At 67.1% G+C, this 24143-nt stretch carries 27 protein-coding genes; 10 read left to right on the top strand and 17 right to left on the bottom strand.

Annotated features, from left to right (window positions below; all coding sequences use genetic code 11):
* Positions 1-52: 52 nt before the first annotated feature.
* Positions 53-919: a DUF58 domain-containing protein gene (locus HMUK_RS06500; RefSeq protein ID WP_015762331.1), complete on the top strand. Its 867-nt coding sequence runs from the start codon at positions 53-55 to the stop codon at positions 917-919.
* Positions 920-968: 49 nt separating this feature from the next.
* Here the strand turns inward: HMUK_RS06500 and HMUK_RS06495 are convergent, their stop codons facing one another.
* The 4 genes from HMUK_RS06495 to HMUK_RS06480 are packed head-to-tail and all read right to left on the bottom strand — an operon-like array spanning position 969 to position 4587.
* Positions 969-1328 (bottom strand): hypothetical protein, encoded by a 360-nt coding sequence (locus tag HMUK_RS06495; protein ID WP_015762330.1) that lies wholly within the window; start codon positions 1326-1328, stop codon positions 969-971.
* Positions 1325-2176: a bisanhydrobacterioruberin hydratase gene (gene cruF, locus HMUK_RS06490; protein WP_015762329.1), complete on the bottom strand. Its 852-nt coding sequence runs from the start codon at positions 2174-2176 to the stop codon at positions 1325-1327. The genes HMUK_RS06495 and cruF overlap by 4 nt, the downstream gene beginning before the upstream one ends.
* Positions 2169-3059 (bottom strand): prenyltransferase, encoded by an 891-nt coding sequence (locus HMUK_RS06485; protein WP_015762328.1) that lies wholly within the window; start codon positions 3057-3059, stop codon positions 2169-2171. The genes cruF and HMUK_RS06485 overlap by 8 nt, the downstream gene beginning before the upstream one ends.
* 25 nt (positions 3060-3084) lie before the next feature.
* Positions 3085-4587 carry a phytoene desaturase family protein gene (locus HMUK_RS06480; protein ID WP_015762327.1) on the bottom strand — a complete coding sequence of 501 codons (1503 nt, stop codon included), beginning with the start codon at positions 4585-4587 and terminating at the stop codon, positions 3085-3087.
* A gap of 129 nt (positions 4588-4716) precedes the next feature.
* Here HMUK_RS06480 and HMUK_RS06475 point away from each other — a divergent pair, with 129 nt between their 5' ends.
* A complete protein-coding gene (locus HMUK_RS06475) occupies positions 4717-5586 on the top strand; it encodes a ZIP family metal transporter (protein ID WP_015762326.1) in 870 nt (289 codons plus the stop codon).
* Positions 5587-5669: 83 nt separating this feature from the next.
* On the opposite strand, the gene HMUK_RS06470 is transcribed toward HMUK_RS06475, so the two are convergent.
* The 3 genes from HMUK_RS06470 to HMUK_RS06460 all read right to left on the bottom strand — a co-directional run bounded on the left by HMUK_RS06470 (position 5670) and on the right by HMUK_RS06460 (position 8321).
* Positions 5670-6203: a YkgJ family cysteine cluster protein gene (locus HMUK_RS06470; RefSeq protein ID WP_015762325.1), complete on the bottom strand. Its 534-nt coding sequence runs from the start codon at positions 6201-6203 to the stop codon at positions 5670-5672.
* A 39-nt stretch (positions 6204-6242) separates the two neighbouring features.
* The gene (locus HMUK_RS06465) at positions 6243-7895 is read right to left on the bottom strand and encodes a histidine kinase N-terminal 7TM domain-containing protein (RefSeq protein WP_015762324.1); all 1653 of its coding nucleotides are present in this window, start codon (positions 7893-7895) and stop codon (positions 6243-6245) included.
* Positions 7896-7997: 102 nt separating this feature from the next.
* Positions 7998-8321 (bottom strand): transcription factor S, encoded by a 324-nt coding sequence (locus HMUK_RS06460; protein ID WP_015762323.1) that lies wholly within the window; start codon positions 8319-8321, stop codon positions 7998-8000.
* 92 nt (positions 8322-8413) lie between these two features.
* On the opposite strand from HMUK_RS06460, the gene HMUK_RS06455 reads away from it, so the two are divergent.
* A complete protein-coding gene (locus tag HMUK_RS06455) occupies positions 8414-9142 on the top strand; it encodes a hypothetical protein (RefSeq protein ID WP_015762322.1) in 729 nt (242 codons plus the stop codon).
* Positions 9143-9184: 42 nt separating this feature from the next.
* Here the strand turns inward: HMUK_RS06455 and HMUK_RS06450 are convergent, their stop codons facing one another.
* Together HMUK_RS06450 and HMUK_RS06445 are read right to left on the bottom strand one after the other, a co-directional pair.
* Positions 9185-9736 (bottom strand): hypothetical protein, encoded by a 552-nt coding sequence (locus HMUK_RS06450; RefSeq protein ID WP_015762321.1) that lies wholly within the window; start codon positions 9734-9736, stop codon positions 9185-9187.
* Complete coding sequence (locus tag HMUK_RS06445; RefSeq protein ID WP_049940758.1) at positions 9736-11058, bottom strand: NRAMP family divalent metal transporter; 1323 nt, start codon at positions 11056-11058, stop codon at positions 9736-9738. Before HMUK_RS06445 ends, HMUK_RS06450 begins: the two co-directional genes overlap by 1 nt.
* Positions 11059-11269: 211 nt before the next feature.
* Between HMUK_RS06445 and HMUK_RS06440 the strand changes: the two genes are divergently transcribed.
* A complete protein-coding gene (locus HMUK_RS06440; RefSeq protein WP_015762319.1) occupies positions 11270-12190 on the top strand; it encodes a thiamine-phosphate synthase family protein in 921 nt (306 codons plus the stop codon).
* 10 nt (positions 12191-12200) lie between these two features.
* Here the strand turns inward: HMUK_RS06440 and HMUK_RS06435 are convergent, their stop codons facing one another.
* From HMUK_RS06435 to HMUK_RS06420, 4 genes are all read right to left on the bottom strand, one after another.
* Entirely contained in the window at positions 12201-12773 is a 573-nt protein-coding gene (locus tag HMUK_RS06435) for a hypothetical protein (RefSeq protein ID WP_015762318.1), read from the bottom strand.
* Positions 12770-13768, bottom strand: coding sequence for a ribbon-helix-helix protein, CopG family (locus tag HMUK_RS06430; protein WP_015762317.1), 999 nt, complete (start codon positions 13766-13768; stop codon positions 12770-12772). Before HMUK_RS06430 ends, HMUK_RS06435 begins: the two co-directional genes overlap by 4 nt.
* Before the next feature lie 89 nt (positions 13769-13857).
* Complete coding sequence (locus tag HMUK_RS06425) at positions 13858-14697, bottom strand: RAD55 family ATPase (RefSeq protein ID WP_015762316.1); 840 nt, start codon at positions 14695-14697, stop codon at positions 13858-13860.
* Between the two features lie 69 nt (positions 14698-14766).
* Positions 14767-15747: a beta-ribofuranosylaminobenzene 5'-phosphate synthase family protein gene (locus HMUK_RS06420; RefSeq protein ID WP_015762315.1), complete on the bottom strand. Its 981-nt coding sequence runs from the start codon at positions 15745-15747 to the stop codon at positions 14767-14769.
* Positions 15748-15864: 117 nt separating this feature from the next.
* Between HMUK_RS06420 and ilvD the strand changes: the two genes are divergently transcribed.
* Both ilvD and HMUK_RS06410 read left to right on the top strand, forming a co-directional pair.
* Positions 15865-17598: a dihydroxy-acid dehydratase gene (gene ilvD / locus HMUK_RS06415; RefSeq protein ID WP_015762314.1), complete on the top strand. Its 1734-nt coding sequence runs from the start codon at positions 15865-15867 to the stop codon at positions 17596-17598.
* A 389-nt stretch (positions 17599-17987) separates the two neighbouring features.
* On the top strand, positions 17988-18650 hold the full coding sequence (locus HMUK_RS06410; protein WP_015762313.1) for a hypothetical protein: 663 nt from the start codon (positions 17988-17990) through the stop codon (positions 18648-18650).
* Here the strand turns inward: HMUK_RS06410 and HMUK_RS06405 are convergent.
* Positions 18647-19060 carry a VOC family protein gene (locus tag HMUK_RS06405; protein WP_015762312.1) on the bottom strand — a complete coding sequence of 138 codons (414 nt, stop codon included), beginning with the start codon at positions 19058-19060 and terminating at the stop codon, positions 18647-18649. The two genes, HMUK_RS06410 and HMUK_RS06405, sit on opposite strands and share 4 nt — an antisense overlap.
* Before the next feature lie 94 nt (positions 19061-19154).
* On the opposite strand from HMUK_RS06405, the gene HMUK_RS06400 reads away from it, so the two are divergent.
* Together HMUK_RS06400 and HMUK_RS06395 are read left to right on the top strand one after the other, a co-directional pair.
* The gene (locus HMUK_RS06400) at positions 19155-19424 is read left to right on the top strand and encodes a DUF7553 family protein (protein ID WP_015762311.1); all 270 of its coding nucleotides are present in this window, start codon (positions 19155-19157) and stop codon (positions 19422-19424) included.
* A 499-nt stretch (positions 19425-19923) separates the two neighbouring features.
* Positions 19924-20343, top strand: coding sequence for a universal stress protein (locus HMUK_RS06395; protein ID WP_015762310.1), 420 nt, complete (start codon positions 19924-19926; stop codon positions 20341-20343).
* A 407-nt stretch (positions 20344-20750) separates the two neighbouring features.
* Here the strand turns inward: HMUK_RS06395 and HMUK_RS06390 are convergent, their stop codons facing one another.
* Together HMUK_RS06390 and HMUK_RS06385 are read right to left on the bottom strand one after the other, a co-directional pair.
* Positions 20751-21977 (bottom strand): ornithine cyclodeaminase, nickel-pincer nucleotide-dependent, encoded by a 1227-nt coding sequence (locus HMUK_RS06390; protein ID WP_015762309.1) that lies wholly within the window; start codon positions 21975-21977, stop codon positions 20751-20753.
* A 37-nt stretch (positions 21978-22014) separates the two neighbouring features.
* Entirely contained in the window at positions 22015-22422 is a 408-nt protein-coding gene (locus HMUK_RS06385; protein WP_015762308.1) for a hypothetical protein, read from the bottom strand.
* A gap of 313 nt (positions 22423-22735) precedes the next feature.
* Between HMUK_RS06385 and HMUK_RS06380 the strand changes: the two genes are divergently transcribed.
* Positions 22736-23008, top strand: a complete 273-nt coding sequence (locus HMUK_RS06380) for a hypothetical protein (RefSeq protein WP_015762307.1) — start codon at positions 22736-22738, stop codon at positions 23006-23008.
* Between the two features lie 137 nt (positions 23009-23145).
* Positions 23146-23850: an SOS response-associated peptidase gene (locus HMUK_RS06375; protein ID WP_015762306.1), complete on the top strand. Its 705-nt coding sequence runs from the start codon at positions 23146-23148 to the stop codon at positions 23848-23850.
* A 111-nt stretch (positions 23851-23961) separates the two neighbouring features.
* On the opposite strand, the gene HMUK_RS06370 is transcribed toward HMUK_RS06375, so the two are convergent.
* Positions 23962-24090, bottom strand: a complete 129-nt coding sequence (locus HMUK_RS06370; RefSeq protein ID WP_018257158.1) for a hypothetical protein — start codon at positions 24088-24090, stop codon at positions 23962-23964.
* Positions 24091-24143: the final 53 nt, after the last annotated feature.

Here is a 24143-nt window from a genome sequence, read left to right as displayed (position 1 = left end):
CCCCGGGAATCGCAGTTCCGCGGACGGGCCGGCCACTTCGGGAGGGCGAGCCGTGACTATCGAACCGGACTTTCTGGACGAACTCGGGCGGTTCAGCGCCGCGCTGAACCGCCAGACGACCTCGATTCGACAGGGCGACCAGCGGTCGCCGCGGGTCGGTGACGGCCTCACCTTCAGCGATTACCGCCGCTACTCGCCGGGAGACGACACGCGACGGATCGACTGGAAGCTGTTCGCCCGGACCGAGGAGTACTTCATCAAGCAGTACGAGGAAGAGCGGAGCCTGACCGTCCACCTGCTCGTCGATACGAGCGCGTCGATGGACTACGGGGACGCGTCGAGCCACAAGTTCGAGTCCGCCACCAAGCTCGCGCTCGGTTTCGCCTACCTCACGGCGGCGGAGAACAACGACTTCCGCTTTTGTACGTTCCGTGACCGGGTGGACCGTATCGACACCGGCCAGTCGAACCGGGGGGAACTGCTCTCTCTTATCGACCAGTTGAACGAGTCGACCCTCGCCGGGCAAGCGGCGTTCGAGTCGTCGCTGGCGGCCTACGCCGAGCGCATCCGCTCGCGGTCGCTCGTCGTGGTGTTCAGCGACTGTTTGACCGAGCCCGAGGAGCTGGAGGCCGGCATCGCCGCACTCGCACGCAACGACGCCGACGTGCTACTGGTCCGCGTCGTCGCCCCGGAAGAACGGGACCCCGGCGTCGTCGGTGACGTGCTGTTCGCCGACCCCGAGAGCGACGAGACGCGCCGGTCGTACTTCAGCGGCTCGCTGGCCGAGACCTACCGGTCGCGCCTCGACGCCCACGTCGATTCGGTGTCGAACCGCGTTACGGCACTGGGTGGAGACCACGTGCTGGTCGAGACCGGCGAGGAGTACTTCGACTCGTTCGCGAGCGTGTGGCTACAGTAGCCAGACGGCGGCAGGGTCGAGACACTCGTATGAACGCGTTCCGACGGTGTCAGTCGCCACGGACGAGGCGGAGCCCGCCACCGACGGCGATCCCGACGCCGCCGAGGAGCGACACGACGACCCCGATCCCGGCCCCGTCGAGTCCGGCCACGAGGGCGATCCAGTGGCCCGCGACCAGCGCCGCGACCAGGCCCCCCGCGAGTGCCACCCGGCCGGCGGTCACCGAACCGCGCATAACGGCGACCGTCGCCAGGACGGCGAAGGCCGCGAGGACGGCGACGAAGCCGTTGGCTCCGAGGCCGACCGTCGTCCCCGCGGCGGTGACCTCCCACGGAAGGAGCGCCCCGACGACGACGGCGGCGACGCCGAGGACGGTCACTGCCTCGGGTGCGGGGAACTCGTCGCTCACGATCCCATCCACCTCGGTCGGGTCGGCACGTCGAAGCGGTCGGTCGCGACCAGCCCCAGTCCCAGCACGGCGGCGATCCCCACCGGGAGCCAGTTGCCGAAGACGGCGTTGATGGCCCCCCAGAGGATGACGAAGCTCACCATGTCGTCGAGCATGAACGCGCAGGAGCGCAGTCGCTCGCCGAGCGTCTGCCAGTCGAATCCCCAGTCGAGCAGCAGGACCGCCACGGTCCCCGAGAGGATCCACCCCTCGTAGTTCGAGCGGGGCACGCCGTAGTAGCTCCCGCCGCCGTACTCCCAGAAGCCGAGCGCGACCGCGCCGGGGTCGAGCACCAGATCGATCGCCAGCACGGTCGCGATCACGGCCGGCAGGCGGAGCCACGGGTTCGTCGCCCGGTCCCCGAGCAACAGCGTACACAGCAGGTAGCTGTTGACCACCAGCGGCACGAAGAAGATCGGCAGTCCCAGCGGGACCTCGCCGGCCAGCATGGGACCCAGCGAGACGCCGTAGGCGAACTCGCCGTAGGGCCAGCCGGTCGCGATACCGACGAACTCGATCGCGTAGGCGTAGGCCGTCAGCGACACGAGCGCGAGCCCCGCCCTGCGGTCGACGAGGGGCGCGAGTCCCGCCCCCAGCGGGAGCCGCATGACCAGCGTCCCCAGCAGGATCAACAGGGGGTGAAAGACGAGCGCGTCGGGCAGCCACGGCGGACGGAGTGCGCTGGCGGTCAACAGGACGGCCCCGGTCACCGGGAAGACGACGGCGATGGTGAAGCGGTTCTCCAGCACCAGCTCGTCGAGGCGATCCAGCGCCCGCTCGCGGGTCGGCGTCGCCAGCGGGTCATCCATGCAGCATCACCCACAGGCCGACGAGCGTGAACGACATGCCCACCAGCGTGTTGATCGCGGGATACCACCAGTAGGCCCGATGCACGTCCACGCCGGCACGCGTGATCCCGAAAATCAACACCGGATAGAGCCCGAGCAACGCACCAAAGACCGGGTGGACGACTCCGAACGCGGCCGCTGCGGCGGCCCAGCAGGCCCCACAGTAGTAGTAGGTTCGGCGCTCGCCGAGCCACGTCGCGGTCGTCCGGATCCCGGCCTCCCGGTCGGGTTCGATGTCGGGGATCGCGGAGAACGTGTGCATCCCCATCGACCAGAGCCACGCGCCGACGACCGCGAGCGTCGGCGGCAGCGCACCCTCGATGGTGGCGTAGGCGATCACCGCCGGCAGGACGTACAGCCCGTTCGACAGCGAGTCCAGCAGCGGCGTCGTCTTGAAGCGTGCCGGCGGGGCGCTGTACTCGACCGAGAGGACGGCCCACCCGGCGAAGACGACCAGCGCGACGGTCGGCAGGAAGGGGACGAACGCCAGCGCGGCGAGGCCCGACAGCGCGATGGTCGCGAGGACGACCGGGTCGCGCTGGAACCGCACTTCCTTGCCCTCCTCCTCGTCTTTCTTCGGATTGTACTCGTCGACGTCGGCGTCGAAGGCGTCGTTGACGCCGTAGAGGAAGACGTTCGCGGGGATCAGAAAGTACGCGAACAGCGCGACGGCGATCGGCGCGAACAGCTGGGCCGAGGAGTCGGCGGCGTAGGTCACGCCGATGATGACCGGCCCCGCGAGGTAGAGCCAGAAGCGGGGCCGCGAGAGCCACAGGAGATATCCCAGGCGCGACTCCTCGGAGGGGAGCAGGGTCGCCAGCCGGTCGCTGAGAGCGGCGCTCATGGTGGGATGGTGTCGTGGCGGGGGCTTAGCGCTGGTCCTCGATCAGTTCGTTGGCCGCGTGTTCGCCGCTGATCAGACACATCGGGACGCCGACGCCGGGTCGGGTGAAAGAGCCGGTGAAGTACAGCCCGTCGACGGCCGACGAACGGATCGGTGGGCGCAACAGCGAGGTCTGACGCAGCGTGTGTGCGAGTCCGAGTGCCGTCCCCTCGGTCGCGTTGTACCGGTCGGCGAAGTCAGAGACGGCAAATCCCTCCTCGAAGACGATCCGGTCCCGGAGGTCGACGCCGGTGTTCTCGGCGATGTCGGCGAGGATCTGCTCGCGGTACTCGGCCCGGATCTCGTCGCCGTCGTGGAGGTCGGGCGCGATCGGTACCAGCACGAAGAGGTTCGAGTGGCCCTCGGGCGCGACGGTGTCGTCGGTCTTCGAGGGGACACACAGGTAGTAGGCGGGATCGTCGGGCCAGCGCGGGCGGTCGAAGATCGCGTCGAAGTGGTCCGACCAGTCCGTCGGGAACACGAGCGTGTGGTGTTCGAGCGGGTCCACGTCGCCCTCGACGCCGAGGTACATGAGGTAGGCCGACGGGGCCAGCGTTCGGTCGTCCCAGTAGTCGTCCTCGTACTGGCGCTCGTGGTCGGGCAGGAGTTCGCGCTCGGCGTGGCCGTAGTCGGCGTTGACGACGGTCTCGTCGGGCCGGTACACGTCGCCGTCGACCGTCTCGACGTGGAAGCTATCGCGTCGTTTCGTGATCTCGTCGACCTCGCTGTCGGTGACGTACTCCACGCCGAGTTCGCGGCCCAGCTCGACGAACGCGTCGATCACGACGCCGATCCCGCCCTCGCCGTCGTCGCCGACGGGGTAGTAGACGCCGAGGTTGAAGTCGACGTGGCTCATGATGTTGTACAGCGCCGGGGTGTTCTCCGGCGATCCGCCGAGGAAGACGAGCGTGTACTGGACGATCTGCTGGAGCTTCGGGTGCTCGAAGTACTCTTCGACGTGGCCCTGCATCGAGCCGACCAGGGAGAGCCCGATCGGCGCGGCCCGCATCACGCTGGGATCGATCCAGTCCCGGAGCCGGGGACGATCCGTGTAGACGAAGTCTTCCATCGCCGTCTCGTAGTGCTTCTGGCTGGTCGCGAGGTAGTCGTCGAAGTCCTCGCTGGCACCGGGCTCGTAGGACTCGAACGTCGACCGCATCGCGTCGAGATCGCCCGAGATGTCGAGCCGGTCGCCGTCCTTGAAGAAGATCCGGTAGTGTGGATCGAGCCGTTCGAGATCGTAGTAGTCGCCGGGCTCGCGGTCGAAGTGGGCGAAGAAGCGCTCGAACACGTCGGGCATCAGGTACCACGACGGTCCCATGTCGAACCGGAAGCCCTCGGCCTCCAGTCGGCTGGCACGCCCGCCCAGCTGCTCGTTTTTCTCGAGCAGGGTCACGTCGGCACCGGCGTCGGCGAGGAAACAGGCGGCAGAGAGCCCGCCGACGCCGCCACCGACCACGACGATCTCCTCATCAGACAGATCACTCATTACACGAACGAAAGACGGCGTCGGTGTTAAATTGCGGCCCAAACCTGTAGGGGCCTGGGTCGGCGAACCGGGACCGCCGGTCGACCGATTACCGACGGAGTTATTAACGAGAGTGTTTGCGTTATTAACATGGCTGCAAACGAAGCGTCAAGGTTCACAACGATCCGGGATCGGTTCTCGATTCCCGGGATCGCGGGCGTCGTCGCCCTGGTGGCGCTCTCGCCCCTGGCGATCGCGCTGGACGCGGAGAAGGTCCTGGTCATCGGGTGGGTCGCGTTCGTGGCGATGGCCGTCGGCGCGTGGTTCGGCGGCCGAAGTGAGACCACCAACGCCTACCGGCTCGTCTGGGGGTACGGACTGGCCAGCGGTGCGATGGTCACGAGCGCGGCGATGTTCCTGCTCCCACAGGCGATGGGGCTGGGACAGGGTGCCGGCTCCGCACGGCTGGGCGGGATCGGCGTCGCCGCCGGCATCGCCGTCGGCTACAGCTCGCACACGATCAGTCACCGGCTGACCCACGTCGAGACCTCCTTCGACGTGACCACGCTGGAGATCACGGCCCACGCGCTGTCGGCCGGCCTGATCATCGGCCTCGTCTACGCCTCGATGCCCGATCCGGGCTACCTGCTCGGGCTCGCGATCGTCTCGCACAAAGGCCCCGCCGGCTACGCCGCCGCCCGGCGACTCGCCCGCGCCGGCAAGTCGACGACGGCACTGTTGCTCCCCGCGGCGGGCGTCGGACTGACGGCGATCCCGATGGCGTTGCTGTCCGTTCCCGACGCACCGGCAGTCAAGGCGATCGTCTTCGGCTTCGCCGCCGGGATCTTCCTCCACATCGCGATGGACTTCCTCCCGAAGTGCGAGGCCGGCAGCGAGATCGACGAGGTCGTCCAGCTACAGGAAGGCGCACACCACCTGCTGGACGAACTCCGGACCCACGCCGTCGCCTCGACGATCGTCGGCGTCGTCGCGGTCGTGGCCGCGTGGATGCTGGTGTGACCGTCGCCCGCCGATTCACCGTTACGACGATCACTGCGACGGTCACAGAGACCGCGCCACTGTCGTCGCCGGGAAGCGCACGTTCACAGCTCCCGGTAGGTCTCGGGGTCGTCCAGCTCCCAGAGCAGCTCGGGTAAGAATCCGTCGAGGTGCTCGATCACGAGGCGCTCGGAGACGTTCAGCCCCTCGCAGTGCTCGTGGGCGGTGTCGCGGATCGAGACGTGCATGTCCCCGCCCTCGCGAGCGGTCGCGTCACCCTCCTCGACGGTGACGTGGAGCGGGAACACCGAGCAGCGGGCGGGCTTCCAGTCGTGTTCGTCGTGCAGCGCACAGAGGCCGTCCTCGCGCAGGAAAAAGCAGGCCTGGCCCGCCTCGTCGACGTGCTCCTCGCGGTCTTTGTGCTCCTGGCGGACGAAGTCCTGCCCGCGGAACTGGGTCGTCGACTCGCTGAGGTTCTCCCGGGCAGCCAGCTCCATGAGGTCCTTCTCGTACAGGAGGACGCCGTGGTGACAGCACCACGTACACTCCTCGACGCACTCGAAGGTCAGCGCGGGGTCGAAGTCGATCACGGCCTCCTTGCCGGGGTAGACTTCGACTGTCGTGGGCTGGGTCGACACTGCCGGCCCTTGGCGGCCGGCGAGCAAAAGGGCGACGGCTCAGGACGACGGGGACACGTCCTCGCGGACGCGCGCTCCGGACACGACGATCCGCGAGCCCTCGCCCGTCCGCTCCAGGGCCACCTCCCAGCCCTGGACTCGCACCAGCGTTCGCACTTTCGGTAGCGCGAGCCCGGTCTTCGTGTCGGTCAACCCACCGGAGTACTCGAACAGCTCGTCGTCGGCCAGTTCCTCGGGCGGAACCCAGTCCGTCTCGACGACGAACCCGTCCGGTCGGATCGCGACGCGTCCGTCCGTGCCGCCGTTGTGCGAGAGGAACCGGAAGATGCTGACGAACAGTTCGTGGAGCCGCGTGCGATCGGCCTCGATAGTCGTCGCTGGCGGACCGTCGACAGCGACCCCGTCCGGCTGGGCCGCGTCGCGAGCGTCGGCGACGACTTCGTCGAGACGGATCAGCGCCAGTTCGTCGACGGTCCGGCCGTGGCGAGCCAGCGTCGACAGTCCGTCGACGACGGTCTCCATCTCGCGGGCGCGCCGCGAGACCGTCGACAGCGTCTCGCGAGCCTGCCCGACGTTGCCCGATTCCAGTGCCGTACCCGCCGCCGAGACCTGGCCGCCGACGACCTGCAGGGAGTTGAGCAGTTCGTGTCTGATACCTGCAGAGAAGTCCTCCAGCTGTTCGTTGTGGCGTTCGAGTTCCTGGCGCTGGCGCTCCAGTCTGGTCACGTCGACGAACACGAGCATCCGACAGATGTTCGACTGGACGCTGGTCAGCGGACTCGCGTTGACCAGAAAGTACCGCGTCTCGTCGCCCTCGACGGCGACGATCTCCTGGCCCGAGAGCTCCTGACCGACCGGGAGTGCGGCCGTGACCGACCGGCCTCGCGTCCCCGACAGCGTCGGGAAGAGCCGGGCCGCGGCGTCGTTGTACTCCCTGATCCGATCGTCCTCGTCGAGGAAGACGACCGGCTCGGGGATGTCGCCGGTCAACTGGATCGCGAGGAACCGGTCGCGAGCGAAGAACAACACGCCGACGGCGAAGGCCGCGACCCCCAGCGGCGCGTAGATGATGTCGATCAGCGCCGTCGACTCGAAGGCCACCAGGTCCAGCGCGATCGGCAGCACCGTCAGCGCGGTCAGCCCGCCCAGCGACCGCGTGTCGTACCCCGCGTTGGCGAAGGCCTCGAACAGCATGAACAGGCCGACGGCCGCGAGGACGTACGCCAGCCCGGTCGCCAGCCAGTGGACCGTCCCGTGCTGGATCGCGAGGTGCGTGAACGGCTCCTGCACCATCTGGGCCGTGAAGTATCGCTCGTGGATGGGATTGGTGAGTTTGATCCCCACGACCAGGGCGTACAGCCCGAGGCCGACGAGTTGCATCGAGCGGGCCTCGTGGTAGGTCCGGTCGGTGTAGGCCGAGCAGAAGTACAGCCAGGCGAAGACCGTCCCGAAGCCGACGACGAGCCCGGCGGTGTACCACGCCACCTTCAGCGCCGTCGTGGGACTGTAGATGATGCCCAGATACGTCAGCGCCCACAGTCCCGAGGTGAGCAACAGTCCGATCAGTCCGTACCGGGTGTCTCGGTCGTCGACGGTCCGCGCTCTGGCGAGACTCCCGAGACAGGCGAGTGCAGCGACCAGGAAGAAAACGCCGTACACGGCCTTCAGTGAGAACCCAAGTAGAGCCGACATTCGGTCGTTCGACGCTAGTCCGCTCGCAAGTAAATAGCCGCGGTTCCAATATCAGAATCTAATAACTACCGGCCAGAGAGTGTGTGCAGTCGCGATTCGGTATCAGTTGTACTCGCGCCAGCGGTTGCCACAGTCCTGGCACTTGAAAAAGCGCGTCGGCGGCTCGTCGGCCGAGCCGGTCTGTTTGATCGTGTACCAGGCTTTGCCGTGGCCACAGTCCGCGCAGGTCACGTCCTCGGCAGTCGGTTTGCCCTCGAAGTTCGCGCCCTCCTCGGTCTCGATCACGTCGTCGTCGCTCTGTGCGGCGGTGCTCACGAACTCGGCGGCCCGGTCGGCGTCCTTCTGGACGCGACTGCCACAGGACTTGCAGACCATCTCGTCGCCGTCCGTGTGCATCATCGAACCGCAGTCGTCGCAGAACTGCATTGTACCCCCTCACTTCTCGCTTCGAACGGATATAGACTCGTGTTCGGTGCCGTGACCCCGGTGCTTTTTGCAATCGAAAATGAGGAGCGCACATGGTAACCAGACGGTCTCTCGTCGCGACGCTCGGTCTCTCCGCCTTTGCCGGCTGTTCGAAGTTGGCCAAGACGGGTGCGAAGGTGGGCGACGACGCCGCAGAAGCCGCACAGACGGAGACGCCGTCCGAGACGCCGGTCGAGGGGATCGACATGGACGACCTCGGGACGGTCCCGGAAGACGGCGACAGGTCGATGGAGATCGTCGCCGTCGACCACACCGAACCCCGCATCGTCTCGTCTGACCACGTCCCGGACGCGTCTGGTAGTGACACATTCGAGCTCACGCTGCAGAACACCGGCGTCGAGGGTGACATCCGGGTGACGATGTGGTGGCTCCCGGAGGGAACGTCGGCGGACGAGGACGAGATCCCCGACTCGCGACTCGGACGGATCGCCGCCGGCTTCCGCGAACACCGACAGAAGACCGTGTTCTTCGACGCGGACGAACGGCGGACGGTCGAAGTGACCGGCGAGCCGCCCAGCGACGCCGACGGCTACTACTTCACGGCCGACATCGCGACCCGAACCGTTCGGATACGGAACGACGGGTCCTCAGGTGAGGTCACCGTACGCCTCCAGTCGAAAGCGGCCGAACGGACGACGTTCGACGAGAAGACGGTGTTCGTCGGCGAGGGGCGCGAAACGGTCGTCGAGTTCGCAGCCCACTACCCGAACATCGGCGACGAGTGGGAGTTCGTCCTCGAAACGCCCGGCAAGGAGGAGTGACCGGCGGCCGCCGGAGGGCGGAGCGCCGCATCGATGGGGCACTCACCCGCGTGGGTCGTCCAGTGTCACGACCCGATCGGCCCACTCGCGCAGTGCCGTCAGCGCGGTCCGTTCGTGTCTCGACACGGGATCGCCGGTGCCGAGTTCGTCGCTCGCGAAGGCGTTGGCGACGACCAGTTGGGCCGCCCCACAGTACGCACACAGCGGTCCGATGTCGCCGTCGGCCTGGAACGGGATGGTGGCGTCGTTGACGAACACCGCCGTCGGATCGTCGGGAGCGTCCGCGAACAGCGCCCGGGCACGGTCGGCGTTGTCGCGGGCCAGCGCCAGCGCCGCCTCGTCGTCGGCCCCCTCCGAACGCGGTGCGTGAGCGTCGAGAGCGCGGTAGTCGACCGCCGCTGGAAGCGTCGTCACGCGGTCGAGACGACCGCCCAGAACCCGGCCGTCGCGTTCGACCTCGGGGGCGAAATCGAGGGCGACGACGCCGTCAGTGCCGTGCTCCGTGAGCCACTGCTCCAGCAGCTCTCCGGTCGCCGTCGTCTTGCCGACGTTGGCGGGTCCGACGATCAGGGTCCGCCCGCTCTCGATCGACATCAGGCCAGCAGTTCCTCGCGGACGTACTTGCCCCCGAGGACGAGCGTCGCCAGCGCGATCGCCGCGCCGAAGGTCACGACGAACCCGGAGAGCGGACCGACGCCGGCAGCCACCTGTTCGCGGACGAAGTTCGCCGCGAGCACGCCGGTGACGGCGAGCAGCGCGACGCCGCCGAGGTTGGTCGCCGTCGAGTTCTGCCGCGAGACCGTGTCGGTGTTGAGCAGGTAGAGGACGATCGCGATCGCGAAGGGCGTCCCGAGCGTGCCGACCGCCAGGATCAACACCAGCTGTCCGAGCACGTTGCCGGGGATGAACGCACCGGGGATCGACAGCAGCGCGACGCCGACCAGCAGCGCCCGGTAGCGGGCGTCGCTCACGTCGGTGTCCCAGCCGAACTTGTCGGCGATCAGGAAGGGCGGGACGATCGTGTTCGCACCCAGCGTCGAGACGGCCGCGCCGGCCAGGCCGACGAGGAAGAGCCACTGGGCGCTGTCCCCCGCGATCGGACCCAGCGCCTGTGCCGCGCCGATCGTCGTCAGATCCGTCGACGTGAGGACGCTCGCGGCGACCAGGAAGATCGCCAGGCTGTACAGCCCGAAGACGAGCAGCATCGACGCGCCGATGTCGAACGTCGCCAGGTCGCTGTCTCGCTCGGTCCACCCGCGGGCCCGCATCGTGTAGGAGTGCATCGTGATGAGCGTGATGTGGACGGCCCCGCCGACGATGCCGGCCGCCATCACCGCGCTTCCGGCGGGCAGGGACGGAACGAGTCCGGCCGCGGCCGCACCCGCGTCGATCGGGACGACGAACAGCGAGGCGACGAAGGCGAGGACCACCAGCGACACCAGCAGCTTCGCGGCGAGTTCGAGGAAGCGATAGCCCCGCCCGGCCAGTCCGACGGCGAGGACGAGCCCCCAGATCACGCCCCAGATGCCGGCGTCGATCCCGGTCATCGTCGCCGAAACCCCGGCGACGGTCTTCATGATCACCAGCTGTGCGACACCGGAGGCCAGCACCGCGTCGGCCACGAGCAGCCACGCCCAGCTCTCACCGAGCGCGTCCTCGACGACGGCGACGATGCCGCGCTCGGTCAGCAGGCCCAGCCGCATCGCCAGGAACTGCGAGAGCGCGCCCGCCCCCGCGGAGACGATCACGACCCACAGCAGCGTGTAGCCGAAGCCGGCCCCCGCCGACAGCAGGCTCCCCATCGTCGCCGGGCCGGCAGCGATCGCACCGGCGACCCACGCCGGCCCCATCTCGTCGACGTACGAACGGACTGTCCCACGCCCGAATCTCGTTGCCGCAGTCGTTTCACCACTCATTGCCCACACCTTCACGGTCGGACATAAAAGAGTGCTGAACCGCATTGTACTACCGAGTGGTAGATCGCCAGCCCGCCTGCGGGTGTTTCCCGTCGAGGCCGCCAGAAGCGTGTAAGATATCGTGAACGTCTACTCGGCGCTGGCTGGGGCTGCCAACTCGCCGCACGCGGCGGCCCGGACGACTTTTATCGACCCTGTCCGAACGGCCGCCATGTCGCTGGTCTTGCCGAGCGAGATCGTCGTCGAGGAGGTCCTCCCGCGGGTCCGCGCGATGCTCGCACGCGAACTCGCCGACGAGGGATTGACACAGCAGGCCGTCGCCGACCACCTCGGCGTGACCCAGGCCGCAGTGAGTACGTATCTGGACGGCGAACTCGACCGAACGGGACCAGTCGCGGGCGATCCACGGACACAGGCGACCGTCGAGGAGATCGCCGCCGGGCTGGCGAGTGGATCGATGGACGGCTACGACGCGCTGGCCGAGTTGCTCGACCTGATCGCCGCGTTCGAGGATCGCGGACCGATCTGTACGCTCCACGAGGACGCGATGCCGGCCCTGCGGGGACTGGGCTGTGACCTCTGTGTCCGGGGCGACGACCCCGCGCTGGCGACCGAGCGCGAGACGCTGGCGACCGTCCGGCGAGCCGCCCGCCTCCTGTCGACGGCTGACGGGATGGCGGAGGCCATCCCCAACGTCGGCACGAACGTCGGGACGGCGCTCCCCGAGGCGACTGACCTGACCGACGTGGCGGCGATTCCGGGCCGCATCCACGCAATGGCGGGCCGGGTCGAGGTGCCCTCCGAACCGGAGTTTGGAGCCTCCAGCAACGTGTCGACGGTGATCCTCGCGGCTCGGGCCGTCGATCCGTCGATCGGTGGGGCGCTCAACCTCGCGACCGACGACGCGCTGCTGGCGGCCGCTCGCGAACGCGACATCGAGCCGTTACAGTTCGACGCCGACTACGACGACCGCTCCGAGCGGCTCCGCGAACAGTTCGAGCGACGGGGCGACGTGCCACGGGTCGTCTACCACGAGGGAGCGTTCGGGATCGAACCGATCACGTACGTGCTCGGCGAGACCGCCGAGTCGGCCGCACAGCTGGCCGTCGAGCTGGTCGCCGAACTCGCGTAGACCTGTAGCGTCACTCCAGGTCTTCGCGCTCGGCGACGACCGGACAGTCGAACAGCCGGACCCGGTCCATGTCGAGGTACTCGACGATCTCGGCGGTCTCGTGGGTACAGTGGGCCTCCGGTGGTTCGGAGAAGAACGGACACTGCTCGCAGTAGGCGTGTTTCGACACCTCGGCGTATCGGCTCTCTTCTGGCACCTCGGGCTCTCTATCGTCGTCGATCGACTCCCAGACGGCGTCGGCGTCGATCTCGCCCACGTCGACCTGCTCGAAGGCGCTCTCGCCGCCGCCGAAGGGGTCGCCGTCGCGATCGGGCACGTCCGCGAACGGATCGACTGCCGGATCCTCCCGGTCGGCCGTCGCCGCGTCGTCGCGGTCGAACTCGCCGAACGGATCGTCTGGCAGCGTGGGTTCGGCGTCACCGTCTCGCTGCGGTGAGCCGTCGGGACCGGCGGACCCGTCGTCGGCGTCGTCCGCTCGCTCGTCACCGTCCGCGCCGGCCGTAGCCTCGTCGTCCAACTGCTCGAAGGGATCGCCCTCTCGCTCGACGTCGTCGAGCCGTTCGAAGGGATCGTCGTCGCTCACGTCTCCTCACCGGCTTCCAGCTCCGAGGCAGTCACGAGTCGCGCTTTCGTCCTGAAGATCCCGCCCTCTGGGCGCACGTCAGAGACCGCGGCGTGACAGTGAGGACACTCCGGGTCGGTCAGCAGCGCGATCTCGACCGACTCGCTGCAGTTCTCACAGCGTGCCGTCGTGAGCCCCTCCTGTGCGGCGGCGCGTTTGATCCGGGCGACGGCCCGCTCGTGGCTGTCTTTCCCCTGGGTCTCGTCGCGGAGGTCACTGACGACCCACGCCACCCGCTTGAGCTTGTCTTCGGCGTCGTCGAGGCGTTCGACCACGTCGTCGAGGCGCTCGTCGGTGTCGTCGACGCGCCCGTCGAGGTCTTCGAGATCCTCCCGAACGCCCCCCAGATCGGTCTCCAGTGTCTCGATCTCGCCGTCGAGTTCGTCGAACCGCTCGAAGGCTTCGTGGGTGTGGTCGGCCGGTGCCTTGGCGTCGGTCTCTTTTTTCACCTGGACGACCCGCTGGCGGACGTCGTCGAGCTTCTCCCGGAAGTCGGCGTCGAGCCGTTCGACCTCCGCCTCGACCTCGTCGGTCGCCCCAGAGAGTCGTTCGTCGAGGCGACTCTCGACGGCGTCGACGATACCGGGTAGCCTGTCGGAGACCGCCGTCTCGATTGCGTCTGCCAGTCGATCCTCCACGGTCGACTCGACCGCTCGCTCGACCTGCTCGCCGACCTCGGTCTCGACCCGCTCGGGCAGCTCGGACTGCAACCGATCGGCGACGGCCGCCCGCGTCGCCTTCGTCGCCTCGCTCGCGACGGTCTCCTCGACGGTCGCCTGAATCTCCTCGACGGCCGTCTCGTCGAGGGTCTCTGTCGCGTGGTATGTCTGTAGGAGCTGTCGGACGACCTCGGCGCGGTCCGTGTCCGTGCGCTCGGCTTGCTGGTCGAGCCACTCGTCGAGCTCGTCGGAGAGATCGACCGAGACAGACTGCTCTTCACGCGACTCACTCGCCATTGTGGACCGGTTTCGGAACCAGACAGTTAAGCGTTTGCCGCCGATTTCAGGCGCTGATAGGCGGATACGACGCCCGCTCGCCGCAGGCGCTATCGGATCTTGCGCACGTCACTGATGTCGAAGCCGCTGTCGCCGATCTCGGTCTCGAAACGGACGATGTTCTCGTCTTCGATCTGCGAGAGGACGCCCCGGAACTGCGAGACGACGAGTGTCCGTGCCCGCGTCGAACCGCCGGACTCCCACTCGAAACGCATCGCGCCGGTCGTCGCGTCGGTCAGTTGGGCGTACCGCGTCGAGGACACCGTCTCGTGGTTCAGGTGGACCAGGATGAGTCCGTTCCAGCGGTTCGCGGCCTTGGTGAGCCCCTGGACGAGGTAGCTGATGTCCGACCACTCCATGTCGTCGCCGATCGCCCCGACGAGATCGGACAGCGAGTCGATGACGACGAGGTTGTTCGGCGCGATCTCGCTGAGCTTGCTCCCGAGGGCCTCCAACAACCCCTGGCGCTCGTGGCGCTTGCGCAGATCGGTGATGCTCTCGGTGGCGTCGGCGTACCAGTCGCGGGGCACCGGACTGACGTGGAAGTACCGCTCTGTCAGCTCGTGAAACTGAATCGCTTCGGAGCCGTTGTCGACGATCTCGTCGTCCATCGCCAGGCGCATCTCGTCGACCAGATCCTCCTTCGAGGCGGTAAACGAGATGTAGTGGACGGCGTCGGGATCGACCGCGTCGGCCGTGGGCGACCCGTAGTAGAGGTCGTACAGCTCGTCGCTGTCGCCGGCCGAGAGCCCGTTGATGAGCGCGCTCGTGTACATGAACTCCCGCGATCCGGCACCGGACTCGCCCGAGACCAGGACGACGCTGCCCGTCGGAGCACCCCCCTTGATGGTGGTGTCGAGCTGGCGAACGCCGAACGGGATGCGGTCCATACCGCCCAGTGGCCCGTGGCGTCGCTTAACGCTTCGGCCGCAGTTATCGCGAACGATTATCCGAGGGCGTCAGCCGAGCGTCGGCCCGTCCTCGACCGTCGCGCCCACGTTGCGTGGGCTGGCGACCAGTACGTCGGCGTCGACCGAGAGGTCGCTCAGGGCCATCTCGACGCCCGTCCTGGCCGCCTCCACGTCGCCACGCGTCGTCAGCCCCCACACCGCCGGTCCCCACGATGACTGGCCGGCTCCGGCGATGGTCGGCTGCTGGGCCAGTCGCTCGACGATCCGGCCGGCCGGCGGGCGGTAGACCCCGCCCTGTTCGTCGGCGTACCAGGCTCCGTTGAGCCGTCCGATCCGGGCTGCGGCGGTCCCGAACTGCCGGTGGTCACCCTCCGCGGCGGCCGGCAGGAGCGTCCGGGTCAGCGTCGCGGCCACGTCGTCGGCGATACCGGGATCGGCCCGCTCGACGGCCTGGCGCATGTGGCGGTCCTCCTCGGCCCCGCTGGCCCCCGGCTCCGCGTCGGGAACGACCAGCACGAACCGCCAGTCGTCGGGGAGCTCGTGGCGCGCGATTACCGGCGGGACCGTCCAGTCGCCGTTGGCTGGGGGCTCGGAAGTGAACCGCTCCGTCGGGTGGCCGCCGTCGACGACGAACCCGCCGGACTCGAAGGCCGCGACGCCGACGCCGCTGCGACCGCCGCGACCGAGCTCCGGCGCGAGCGAGCGCGGTTGGACTTCGCGGTCGTAGGCCCGCGCGACCGCGACGGCCGCCGCCAGCGCGAGCTGGGTCCCGCTGCCGAAGCCGACGTGGCGTGGCAGCCGCTCGCGGACCGAGACGCGAGCCCCTTCGACGCCCAGCGTCGCGACCGCTCGCCGGACGTACGATTTGGCTTCGCCGTCGTCGCAGTCGATCTCGTCTGCGGGCTGGGCGTCGAGGACCAGCAGTGGCTCGTCGAGGGCGACGCCGACGCCGCCGTACAACCGTTCGTTGGCGAGCGCGAGGTTCTGGAAGCCGAAGTGGAGTCGCGCCGCCGTCGTCACCGTGACCATACCACCTCTTTCGGCTCCCTCGAAATGAAGGTGAGGCTCCGGAATGAGTGCCCGCGGGTGTGAAACGCGAACACGGTAGTCCGTGCGCTTAAGGTTCCCCGTCGCAGATTCGGGAGCATGAGCAAGCAGGAGCGGACACCTGATGCCGACGAGGGGAAGGACCCGGAACTCCGGAGTTCTGAAGTCACGGAGGGCTACGAGAAGGCACCCCACCGCGCGATGTTCCGTGCGATGGGGTACGACGACGAAGACCTCTCCTCGCCGATGATCGGCGTCGCCAACCCCGCGGCCGACATCACGCCGTGTAACGTCCACCTGGACGACGTGGCCGACGCGGCCTACGAGGGGATCGACGAGACCGAGGGGATGCCCATCGAGTTCGGGACGATCACGATCTCTGACGCCATCTCCATGGGGACCGAGGGGATGAAGGCGTCGCTGATCTCCCGGGAGGTCATCGCCGACTCGGTCGAGCTCGTCTCTTTCGGCGAGCGCATGGACGGTCTGGTCACCATCGGTGGCTGTGACAAGAACATGCCCGGGATGATGATGGCCGCGATCCGGACGGACCTGCCAAGCGTCTTCCTCTACGGGGGGTCGATCATGCCCGGCGAGCACGACGGCCGCGAGATCACGATCCAGAACGTCTTCGAGGGCGTCGGCGCGGTCGCCGACGGCGACATGAGCGAGGACGAACTCGACGAGATGGAGCGCAACGCCTGCCCCGGCGCGGGCTCCTGTGGCGGGATGTTCACCGCCAACACGATGGCCTCCATCTCGGAGGCGCTCGGGTTTGCGCCGCTGGGCTCGGCCTCGCCGCCCGCGGAACACGAGTCCAGATACGAGGAGGCACGCCGGGCCGGCGAACTCGCGGTCGAGGCAGTCCAGGAGCAGCGTCGCCCCTCCGACTTTCTCAGCCGCGAGTCCTTCGAGAACGCCATCGCGCTGCAGGTCGCGGTCGGCGGCTCGACCAACGCCGTGCTCCACATCCTGGCGCTCGCGGCGGAGGCCGGCGTCGACCTCGACATCGAGGCGTTCAACGAGATCAGCAAGCGCACGCCGAAGATCGCCGACCTCCAGCCCGGCGGCGAGCGCGTCATGAACGACCTCCACGAGGTCGGCGGCGTCCCGGTCGTCCTGAACGCCCTCTACGAGGCGGACCTGCTCCACGGCGACGCGCTGACGGTGACCGGCGACACGCTCGGAGACGCCCTCGAAGCCTACGACCCGCCCGCGATCGAGGACGTCGACGTCGACTACCTCTACAGCGTCGACGAACCCAAGAACGAGCAGGGTGCCATCCGCATCCTCACGGGGAACCTCGCGCCCGACGGCGCGGTCATCAAGATCTCGGGCGAGGAGTACCTCCGCCACGAGGGACCGGTCCGCATCTTCGACGAGGAGTCGGCGGCGATGAAGTACGTCCAGGAGGGCCACATCGAGTCCGGCGACGTGATCGGCATCCGCAACGAGGGCCCCCGCGGCGGTCCCGGAATGCGGGAGATGCTGGGGGTCACGAGCGCCGTCGCCGGCCAGGGTCACGCCGACGACGTGGCGCTCTTTACCGACGGCCGCTTCTCCGGTGCGACCCGTGGCTTCTCGATCGGCCACGTCGCCCCCGAGGCCTACGTCGGTGGTCCCATCGCGGCGCTGGAGGACGGCGATACGATCACGATCGACATCGAGAATCTCGAACTCTCCGTGGACCTCTCCGACGAGGAGATCGAACAGCGCCTCGAAGAGTACGACCCCGACCCCAACTACGACAGCGGCGTGCTGGCGAAGTACCACCGCGACTTCGGCTCCGCGGCCAACGGCGCGGTGACCAACCCCGGCGCGAAGTGGGACTGACACTGCCGGCTGTCGCTGTTTCACGAGATTCGCGACCACGTCGCGAAATGCTATACAGACGTACAGCCAGCAGTATGAGACGTAGTGTTGTTGCCGTGACACGGTGACGCCCGGCGGTACGAGACCGACCGTAAGCGGTCCCGTCGATGCGACCGAGGTCGATTCGTGCGCGAAAGTAGTCGTTCTACAACAAATCTGGGCCAAGAGCCACGTTCTGCGAGATTGCCATGCGACCCGCTGTAGCGGTGAATTACTTCCGTCTACAGGAGTGGTTTATCTAAAGGCTTAAACAATCTCCAGGGATTCACCCAGGTGGACATGTTCATCGACCGGATAGCCATAGAGGCGCACAGACGTGAAACGGCGGCCGACAGACTGGAGGGTCGCGTATGAGCACGTCACTGCAACTCCTCCAGGTCGGGCGTATAATCGACACTGCCCCCGGAGTGGTGGATTGGATCGTGGCGATCGTGCTGCCGATCGTCGCTTACGCGACTGTCGGGCCGAAAGTCGGCGACAGGATCGCAGCCGTCGCGGCGCGCGTCGACCTCGACGAGGCTGTCCTGGAGACGCCGCTGGGAGCGGTTTTGCGCGAGGACGAGGCCATCGCTGACGCACTGGCTGGCCTGACGACGTACCTGCTCACACTGATCGCTCTCGTGATCTCGCTGAGTCTCGTCAACGCCGGTCAGATCGCGAGCTGGGCACAGATCGGTGCCCGGTATCTGGCGTCGCTCCTGGGCAGCGTCCTGATCCTGCTGGCTGGCTTCGTCGTCGCCGGCTACGTCTCGCGCGCGCTCAAGGACAACGACGTGCTCGCCGGCCGCTCGGTCACGCCGCTTGTCGCGCTGGTGGCTCGTGGCGTTGTCTACTTCGTCTCGGTTACGCTGGCGCTGGACGCCATCGGCTACAACACCGTCATCCTCAACACGATGGCCCAGGCGGTCGCGGTCGGTCTCGGCCTCGGCATCGCACTGGCAGTCGGTATCAGTGTCGGACTGGGGAGCCAGGACTACGTGGCCGACCACATCGCGGAGTGGACGAGCGACTAGGGTTCGAGTACTTCGATCAGGTTCCCTTCGGGGTCCTCGACGAAGCAGATAGTCGTCCCGCTCGCCGTCGTCTGGGGCTCGCTGATCGTCTCGACAGCGTCGTCGAGACCGGCGTAGAAGGCGTCGATGTCGTCGACCTCGAGTCCGACGTGTTTCGCGCCGGTGTCGTTGACTGCCGCGGCGGCCGCGTCGTCGCCCGTGGGCTCGTACGCGACCAGCTCCAGCCGGATCTCTCCGGCGTCGAGGTGAGCGAACTGCGCCGCCGCGTCGGGGACGCCGACGCCCGTCTCGAACGCCGCGCCCGAGACCGAAAAGCGGCTCAGCACCTCGAAGTCGAAGGTGTCGCTGTAGAACTCGACGGCGCGGTCCAGATCGGCGACGGTGATACCGACGTGGTGGCTCGCTGGCATAGCCGACCCTGTGGGACCGCCGCGAAAAACCGCTTCGGAGTCGATCGGCGACGATACCCCAAGGGTTATTTGGGCCATCTCTGTACCGACAAATATGACGCGCGACGCACTCGCGACGGCGAGCGATCTGCTCGCTTCGGCAGCACAGTCCGCGGACGGCGACGACGGCGAACGCCTGTCGGACCTGGCCGACCAGCTCGACCGGCTCTCGACGGCCGACGAGGGGCCGGACCACGGTCGCCTGGCCCGCATCCAGAACGCGCTCCACGACCTCGAAGACAGCACCGAGGGCGACGCGACGGACGCGATCGTCGAGGCCCACGAACACGTCAAGGAGTACCGCTCGGGCGTCGAGGGCGTCTGACCGGCGAGTCCGACCGCAGTTCGTAGGATCTCCAGAACGTGATCGAGGTCTCGCAGTCATTGCTCGGCCTCACTGGGACCAGTGTGACCTGACTCCAGGAATTGCGTCTGGCAGTAGACGGCGAGCGTTGTCTGGAGCCCGTCCCAGGGACGCACAATTCACTGTTTCCGATGCCGTCGCGGCCAGTATCGCGGCGAGTATCTCTCAAACAGCCTCCGACAAATCGGCGGAGCGCCCGCCAGAAACACCACTCGGGGAGTGGATCCATGGACGTTTTTCGAGGAGTGGGTTCCGAAGTGAGTGAAGAAACCCGACGACGAAAACGGTCGCTGCATTCCGCAGATATAGTAGCCATTGAAAATCAATGCACTCCCGACCGCACGACTGCAGTGCGATCGGTGTGTAAATCGTTTCAATTGTTACTATAGTCCCAGGTCGGATCCTCTGATTCGAAACGAGTGACCCGCCGTTTTATTCACGTCCTGATCGTAGCTATCACATGCTCTCGCGAGTCCTCGTTCCGATGGACGATTCGGAAATGGCGCATCGAGCCCTTGAGTATGCTCTTGAGAACCATCCGAACGCAGAAATCACCGTCTTGCATGTCGTGGGAGAACCGTCAGCGATGGGAGGGAAAGCCACCGCACTCGCTCTTGAGGACGATATCGAAGCGGCTGCCCAGGAGCGCGCACAGGAGGTGTTCGATGACGCTCGTGATTTCGCCGCTGAGTACGATGTCGAGGTTACTACCGAGGTTCAACTGGGGCATCCGGCGCGGGCGATTCTAAACAAAGCCAGCGATTTCGATGCGGTCGTAATCGGAAGTCACGGCGGCTCGATGATTGACCGGCTGGTCATCGGGAACGTCGCCCAGAAAGTGTTCCGCAACTCGCCTGTCCCTGTAATTGTCGCTCGGTGAGCGACTCCGACTGGGGCCAACGGACCGTCGCCCCTCGGGCACTGGTACCGAAATCCCGTCGAACTCTCTGGCTCTTTGATGCTGCCGGCAGTACGTCTGTGAAGAATGTCGCGACCCCGTGTCGCGAATATCTCGAAACAGAGACAGCCGGCAGTATGAGCTAACTCGCTTCAGATTCTATCCCAGGCGAAGGCATTGATACGGATTATTGTCGCCGTGTTCCCTGTCGATCGCACACCGTCGTGCGGTCGATCCAGTAACGATCGAGAATAATCCGTATGAGACTGACCTCGACGAGTTGGTGACGCCGTTCGTCCTGGCCCAGAGTGTCCAGAGTCAAACGACCGCTCCATTTCGTGGTGGTGGGCCGAGGACTGCGACGACCTGCAACGCTGGGCGCGCCGGACCTACGCCTCGTCGACCAGTTGCTCGGCCAGCAGTGGGACGAAGGTGCCGATATCCGTCACCATCCCGACCGCCTGTGCGCTGCCCCGATCGAGCAGTTGTGTGACGGTCGCGGGGTTGATGTCCACGCAGACGACCCGCGTCGTCGAGGGCAGGCAGTTCCCGACGGCGACCGAGTGCAGCAGCGTCGAGAGCATCAACACCATGTCGGCCTCGTGGGCCTGCTCGCGGATGGCGTTCTGGGCCTCGACGGCGTCGGTGATGGTGTCCGGCAGCGGGCCGTCGTCGCGAATCGAACCCGCCAGTACGAAGGGCCGGTCGTTGGTGACACACTCGTACATCACGCCGGAGTCGATCGTTCCCGACTCGACAGCAGCCTCGATACCGCCTTCGCGGATGATCTCCGAGATCGTGTAGATGTGGTGTTTGTGACCCTTGCGGGCGTGATCGAGGCTCTCGGTGTCCAGTCCGAGCGAGGTACCATAGAGGTCGCGCTCGATGTCGTGGACGGCGAAGCCGTTGCCCGCAGAGAGCATGTCGATGTATCCCTCGCGGACCAGCTGGGCGAGGTCCTCGCGTGCGCCCGAGTGGATCAGCGCGGGGCCACACACCGCGAGGATCTTCCCGCCGTCGGCTCTGGTCTCCTCGATTGCCTCGGCGATCTGGCGGATCGTCGACTCGGAGGGCCGTTCCGAGGAGACCCCGCCCTGCATGAACCCGAAGGCTCCTTGCTGGCCCCGCGGGCGCTCGGGCGGGGCGATCCTGATCCCGGTCTCGCCGGTGACGATCTGGTCGCCCGCCTCGACGGCGTTGAGCACCTTCGTGTAAGCCCGTGGCTCGTCGGTGTCGACGACGACGGCGCAGTCCATCTCGACGTTCTGGACCGCGAGCCACTCGTCGTCGTACCGGACGAACGTCGGGTGGTTCGTCGTCGAGTAGAAGCCGTGGGGTACCACCTGGTCGGCGGGCGCGGGCTCCAGCGTCACGTCTTTCGGATCTGCCGGGTTCGCGCCGTTCTGGTGGAGTTCGTGGACGATCGACTGCAGCGTCGCCTCGTCGTCCGCCTCGACCAAGAGTCGAGCGTAGGACTCGTCGGTCTTGTGGCGGCCGATATCGAACGTCTCGACGGTGAACGAGCCACCCAGATCCATGATGATGCCAAAGCACGTCTGCATCATCCCGGAGTCGATGATGTGACCCTCCAGTTCCACCTCGCGAGAGACAGTCATGCACGGACCGACGGTCCTGGTCGTCAAGACAGTTGTGTTACCCGCCTTCGTAACCGGGACCGTCCGCGATGTCGGACCGACAGTCGACGGCCCACGCGCAGTCGCCGGCCGCGACGAGTCGGTCGTAGAAGCGTCGCAGCCCCTCCGATCCCGTCTCTGGCAGGACGTGGAGACGGACACAGCCGTCTCGGATCGAGACGCGGAACACGTCGGCGCTGTCCTCGTCTCGAACCAGCCACAGCGGCATCGGGAGTTCGATGAACGCCCCCGAACGGTAGGGGCCGTCCGCGAGGACGCTCTCGACCAGTCGGCCGAGTGCCGTCTGTGACACGTCGGTCGCCGGTTCGAGCCGAAACATCGTCTGGCCCTCGTACTCGACTCCGCCGCTGGAAGGGTAGCGCCGCCGCGGCCGTGCCGGAATCGCAAACGAGGGATCGCCCGTCATCTACCGCCAGGTAAGGCCCGATCGGGCTTAAAATCGCGCCCGTTACGGGGGATCGTGTTTAGTTAAGCGATCGGAAGCAGTGTACACGTCGAAAGGGCGAGGCGCGCCTCGTGGCGGCTGCGTCGGCCCTATCCGAGCGCGAGCGAGGATATCCGACGCAGCCGCCGTCGAGCGTGCCGAGGGCTTTCGACATCTCGCTCCCGGCAGTCGCTGCTAAACGAAACACTACCTTACCGGGAGCCGTCTCGTCACAGACGTGGTCGGTCGCGTGAGAACCGAAACGGATAGGCCGGAGCCACTCTCGGTGGGAGCTATGGCACCGACCGTCGACGAGCTACGCAACGAGATTCGGGTCGCCGTCGACCGCTACGAGCGCGTCGAATCCACGGCTTTCACGAAAGAGGCCCTGGCCGCGATCTGTGAGGCAGTGGGATACGAGATCGACACGGACCGGCTCCCACCGAAAGGAGAGATGCGCGGCGGCATTCGCCGCGAGATCGGCGAGACGGAGACCGTAGAGCGGACCGACCGGGCCTTCCGGAAGGCAGAGCTGGAGGCGATCGCAGCGGCCCTGGATTCGGAGTGATCGGTCGGCGACGCCCAGCCGGCTCGGTGTGGGCGATACGGTCGGCCGGAGCGTCGCGAAGCGGTTCGGGATCCCGGTGTGGAGACGTGCTCGCGGCCAGCCGACAGTATTAGACGCGGTCGGCCCCACGTCTGGGTATGTGCGGTCGCTACAGTCTGTTCGCGCCACGCGAGGACATCGAAGAGCGCTTCGGCGCGACCTTCGCCCAAGCGTACGAGCCGCGGTACAACGCCGCGCCCCGTCAGTCGCTTCCGGTGATCACCGCCGACGAGCCCGGGACGATCCAGCGGATGGAGTGGGGTCTGATCCCGTCGTGGGCCGACGACCGGGGCGAGTTCGAGTTCATCAACGCTCGCGCAGAGACGGTCACCGAGAAGCGAAGCTTCGCCGAGGCCTACGAGCAACGCCGGTGTCTGGTGCCCGCGGACGGCTTCTACGAGTGGCGAGAGGAGGGAACCGAGAAGCAGCCGTATCGGGTCACCAGGGACGATCAGCGCCCCTTCGCGATGGCGGGGCTGTGGGAACGATGGCGGCCGCCACAGCGACAGACCGGACTCGGCGAGTTCGGGACGCGGACGGACGGCGAACACGACGAGGCGACGACCGTCGAGACGTTCACCGTCCTGACGACCGAGCCCAACGAGTTCGTCCGCGAGCTACACCACCGGATGTCCGTGATCCTCGATCCGGGCGAAGAAGCGATCTGGCTCCACGGCGACGACGACGAGCGCCGCGCCCTGCTGGAGCCCTACGACGGCGAACTCGCGGCCCGTCCGGTCTCGACGGCGGTCAACGATCCCAGCAACGACTCACCCGCGGTCCTCGACGCGCCCGGGGCGTAGGTCCGATCGGGATCGGAGACCGGCCGGTCGTCCCGTGTGTCGGCTGTACGCCCCGAAGCGTCTCGCGACGCCGGGCTCGCGGATAGCTCGAAACAGCGACTGCCGGCAGTCTCACTCAGAGGGGTTGTTGCCGCGATCGAAGCGGTACACCATCTCCCACATCGCGTCCTCTGTGTCCCGGTCCTCCGTGGCTTCTTCGAGCTTGCGGTACAGCTGGTCTGAGACCGTGATCTGTGGCATCAGTTCTTCATAATCGTTCATTGGATATAAATGTGCCCGGACTCGGAACCGAG

Source organism: Halomicrobium mukohataei DSM 12286 (assembly GCF_000023965.1).
Lineage (GTDB): Archaea > Halobacteriota > Halobacteria > Halobacteriales > Haloarculaceae > Halomicrobium > Halomicrobium mukohataei.
The sequence above is the reverse complement of the archived record's forward strand: the minus strand, read 5'-3'. Positions and strand labels throughout refer to the sequence as shown.

Excerpts from the sequence above, each read along its gene's own strand:
- cruF (WP_015762329.1), bottom strand. The coding sequence starts at position 2,176 with ATGGATGACCCGCTGGCGACGCCGACCCGCGAGCGGGCGCTGGATCGC.
- HMUK_RS06485 (WP_015762328.1), bottom strand. The coding sequence starts at position 3,059 with ATGAGCGCCGCTCTCAGCGACCGGCTGGCGACCCTGCTCCCCTCCGAG.
- HMUK_RS06480 (WP_015762327.1), bottom strand. The coding sequence starts at position 4,587 with ATGAGTGATCTGTCTGATGAGGAGATCGTCGTGGTCGGTGGCGGCGTC.
- HMUK_RS06475 (WP_015762326.1), top strand. The coding sequence starts at position 4,717 with ATGGCTGCAAACGAAGCGTCAAGGTTCACAACGATCCGGGATCGGTTC.
- HMUK_RS06465 (WP_015762324.1), bottom strand. The coding sequence starts at position 7,895 with ATGTCGGCTCTACTTGGGTTCTCACTGAAGGCCGTGTACGGCGTTTTC.
- HMUK_RS06460 (WP_015762323.1), bottom strand. The coding sequence starts at position 8,321 with ATGCAGTTCTGCGACGACTGCGGTTCGATGATGCACACGGACGGCGAC.
- HMUK_RS06455 (WP_015762322.1), top strand. The coding sequence starts at position 8,414 with ATGGTAACCAGACGGTCTCTCGTCGCGACGCTCGGTCTCTCCGCCTTT.
- HMUK_RS06450 (WP_015762321.1), bottom strand. The coding sequence starts at position 9,736 with ATGTCGATCGAGAGCGGGCGGACCCTGATCGTCGGACCCGCCAACGTC.
- HMUK_RS06445 (WP_049940758.1), bottom strand. The coding sequence starts at position 11,058 with ATGAGTGGTGAAACGACTGCGGCAACGAGATTCGGGCGTGGGACAGTC.
- HMUK_RS06440 (WP_015762319.1), top strand. The coding sequence starts at position 11,270 with ATGTCGCTGGTCTTGCCGAGCGAGATCGTCGTCGAGGAGGTCCTCCCG.
- HMUK_RS06430 (WP_015762317.1), bottom strand. The coding sequence starts at position 13,768 with ATGGCGAGTGAGTCGCGTGAAGAGCAGTCTGTCTCGGTCGATCTCTCC.
- HMUK_RS06425 (WP_015762316.1), bottom strand. The coding sequence starts at position 14,697 with ATGGACCGCATCCCGTTCGGCGTTCGCCAGCTCGACACCACCATCAAG.
- HMUK_RS06420 (WP_015762315.1), bottom strand. The coding sequence starts at position 15,747 with ATGGTCACGGTGACGACGGCGGCGCGACTCCACTTCGGCTTCCAGAAC.
- ilvD (WP_015762314.1), top strand. The coding sequence starts at position 15,865 with ATGAGCAAGCAGGAGCGGACACCTGATGCCGACGAGGGGAAGGACCCG.
- HMUK_RS06410 (WP_015762313.1), top strand. The coding sequence starts at position 17,988 with ATGAGCACGTCACTGCAACTCCTCCAGGTCGGGCGTATAATCGACACT.
- HMUK_RS06405 (WP_015762312.1), bottom strand. The coding sequence starts at position 19,060 with ATGCCAGCGAGCCACCACGTCGGTATCACCGTCGCCGATCTGGACCGC.
- HMUK_RS06400 (WP_015762311.1), top strand. The coding sequence starts at position 19,155 with ATGACGCGCGACGCACTCGCGACGGCGAGCGATCTGCTCGCTTCGGCA.
- HMUK_RS06395 (WP_015762310.1), top strand. The coding sequence starts at position 19,924 with ATGCTCTCGCGAGTCCTCGTTCCGATGGACGATTCGGAAATGGCGCAT.
- HMUK_RS06390 (WP_015762309.1), bottom strand. The coding sequence starts at position 21,977 with ATGACTGTCTCTCGCGAGGTGGAACTGGAGGGTCACATCATCGACTCC.
- HMUK_RS06385 (WP_015762308.1), bottom strand. The coding sequence starts at position 22,422 with ATGACGGGCGATCCCTCGTTTGCGATTCCGGCACGGCCGCGGCGGCGC.
- HMUK_RS06380 (WP_015762307.1), top strand. The coding sequence starts at position 22,736 with ATGGCACCGACCGTCGACGAGCTACGCAACGAGATTCGGGTCGCCGTC.
- HMUK_RS06375 (WP_015762306.1), top strand. The coding sequence starts at position 23,146 with ATGTGCGGTCGCTACAGTCTGTTCGCGCCACGCGAGGACATCGAAGAG.
- HMUK_RS06370 (WP_018257158.1), bottom strand. The coding sequence starts at position 24,090 with ATGCCACAGATCACGGTCTCAGACCAGCTGTACCGCAAGCTCGAAGAA.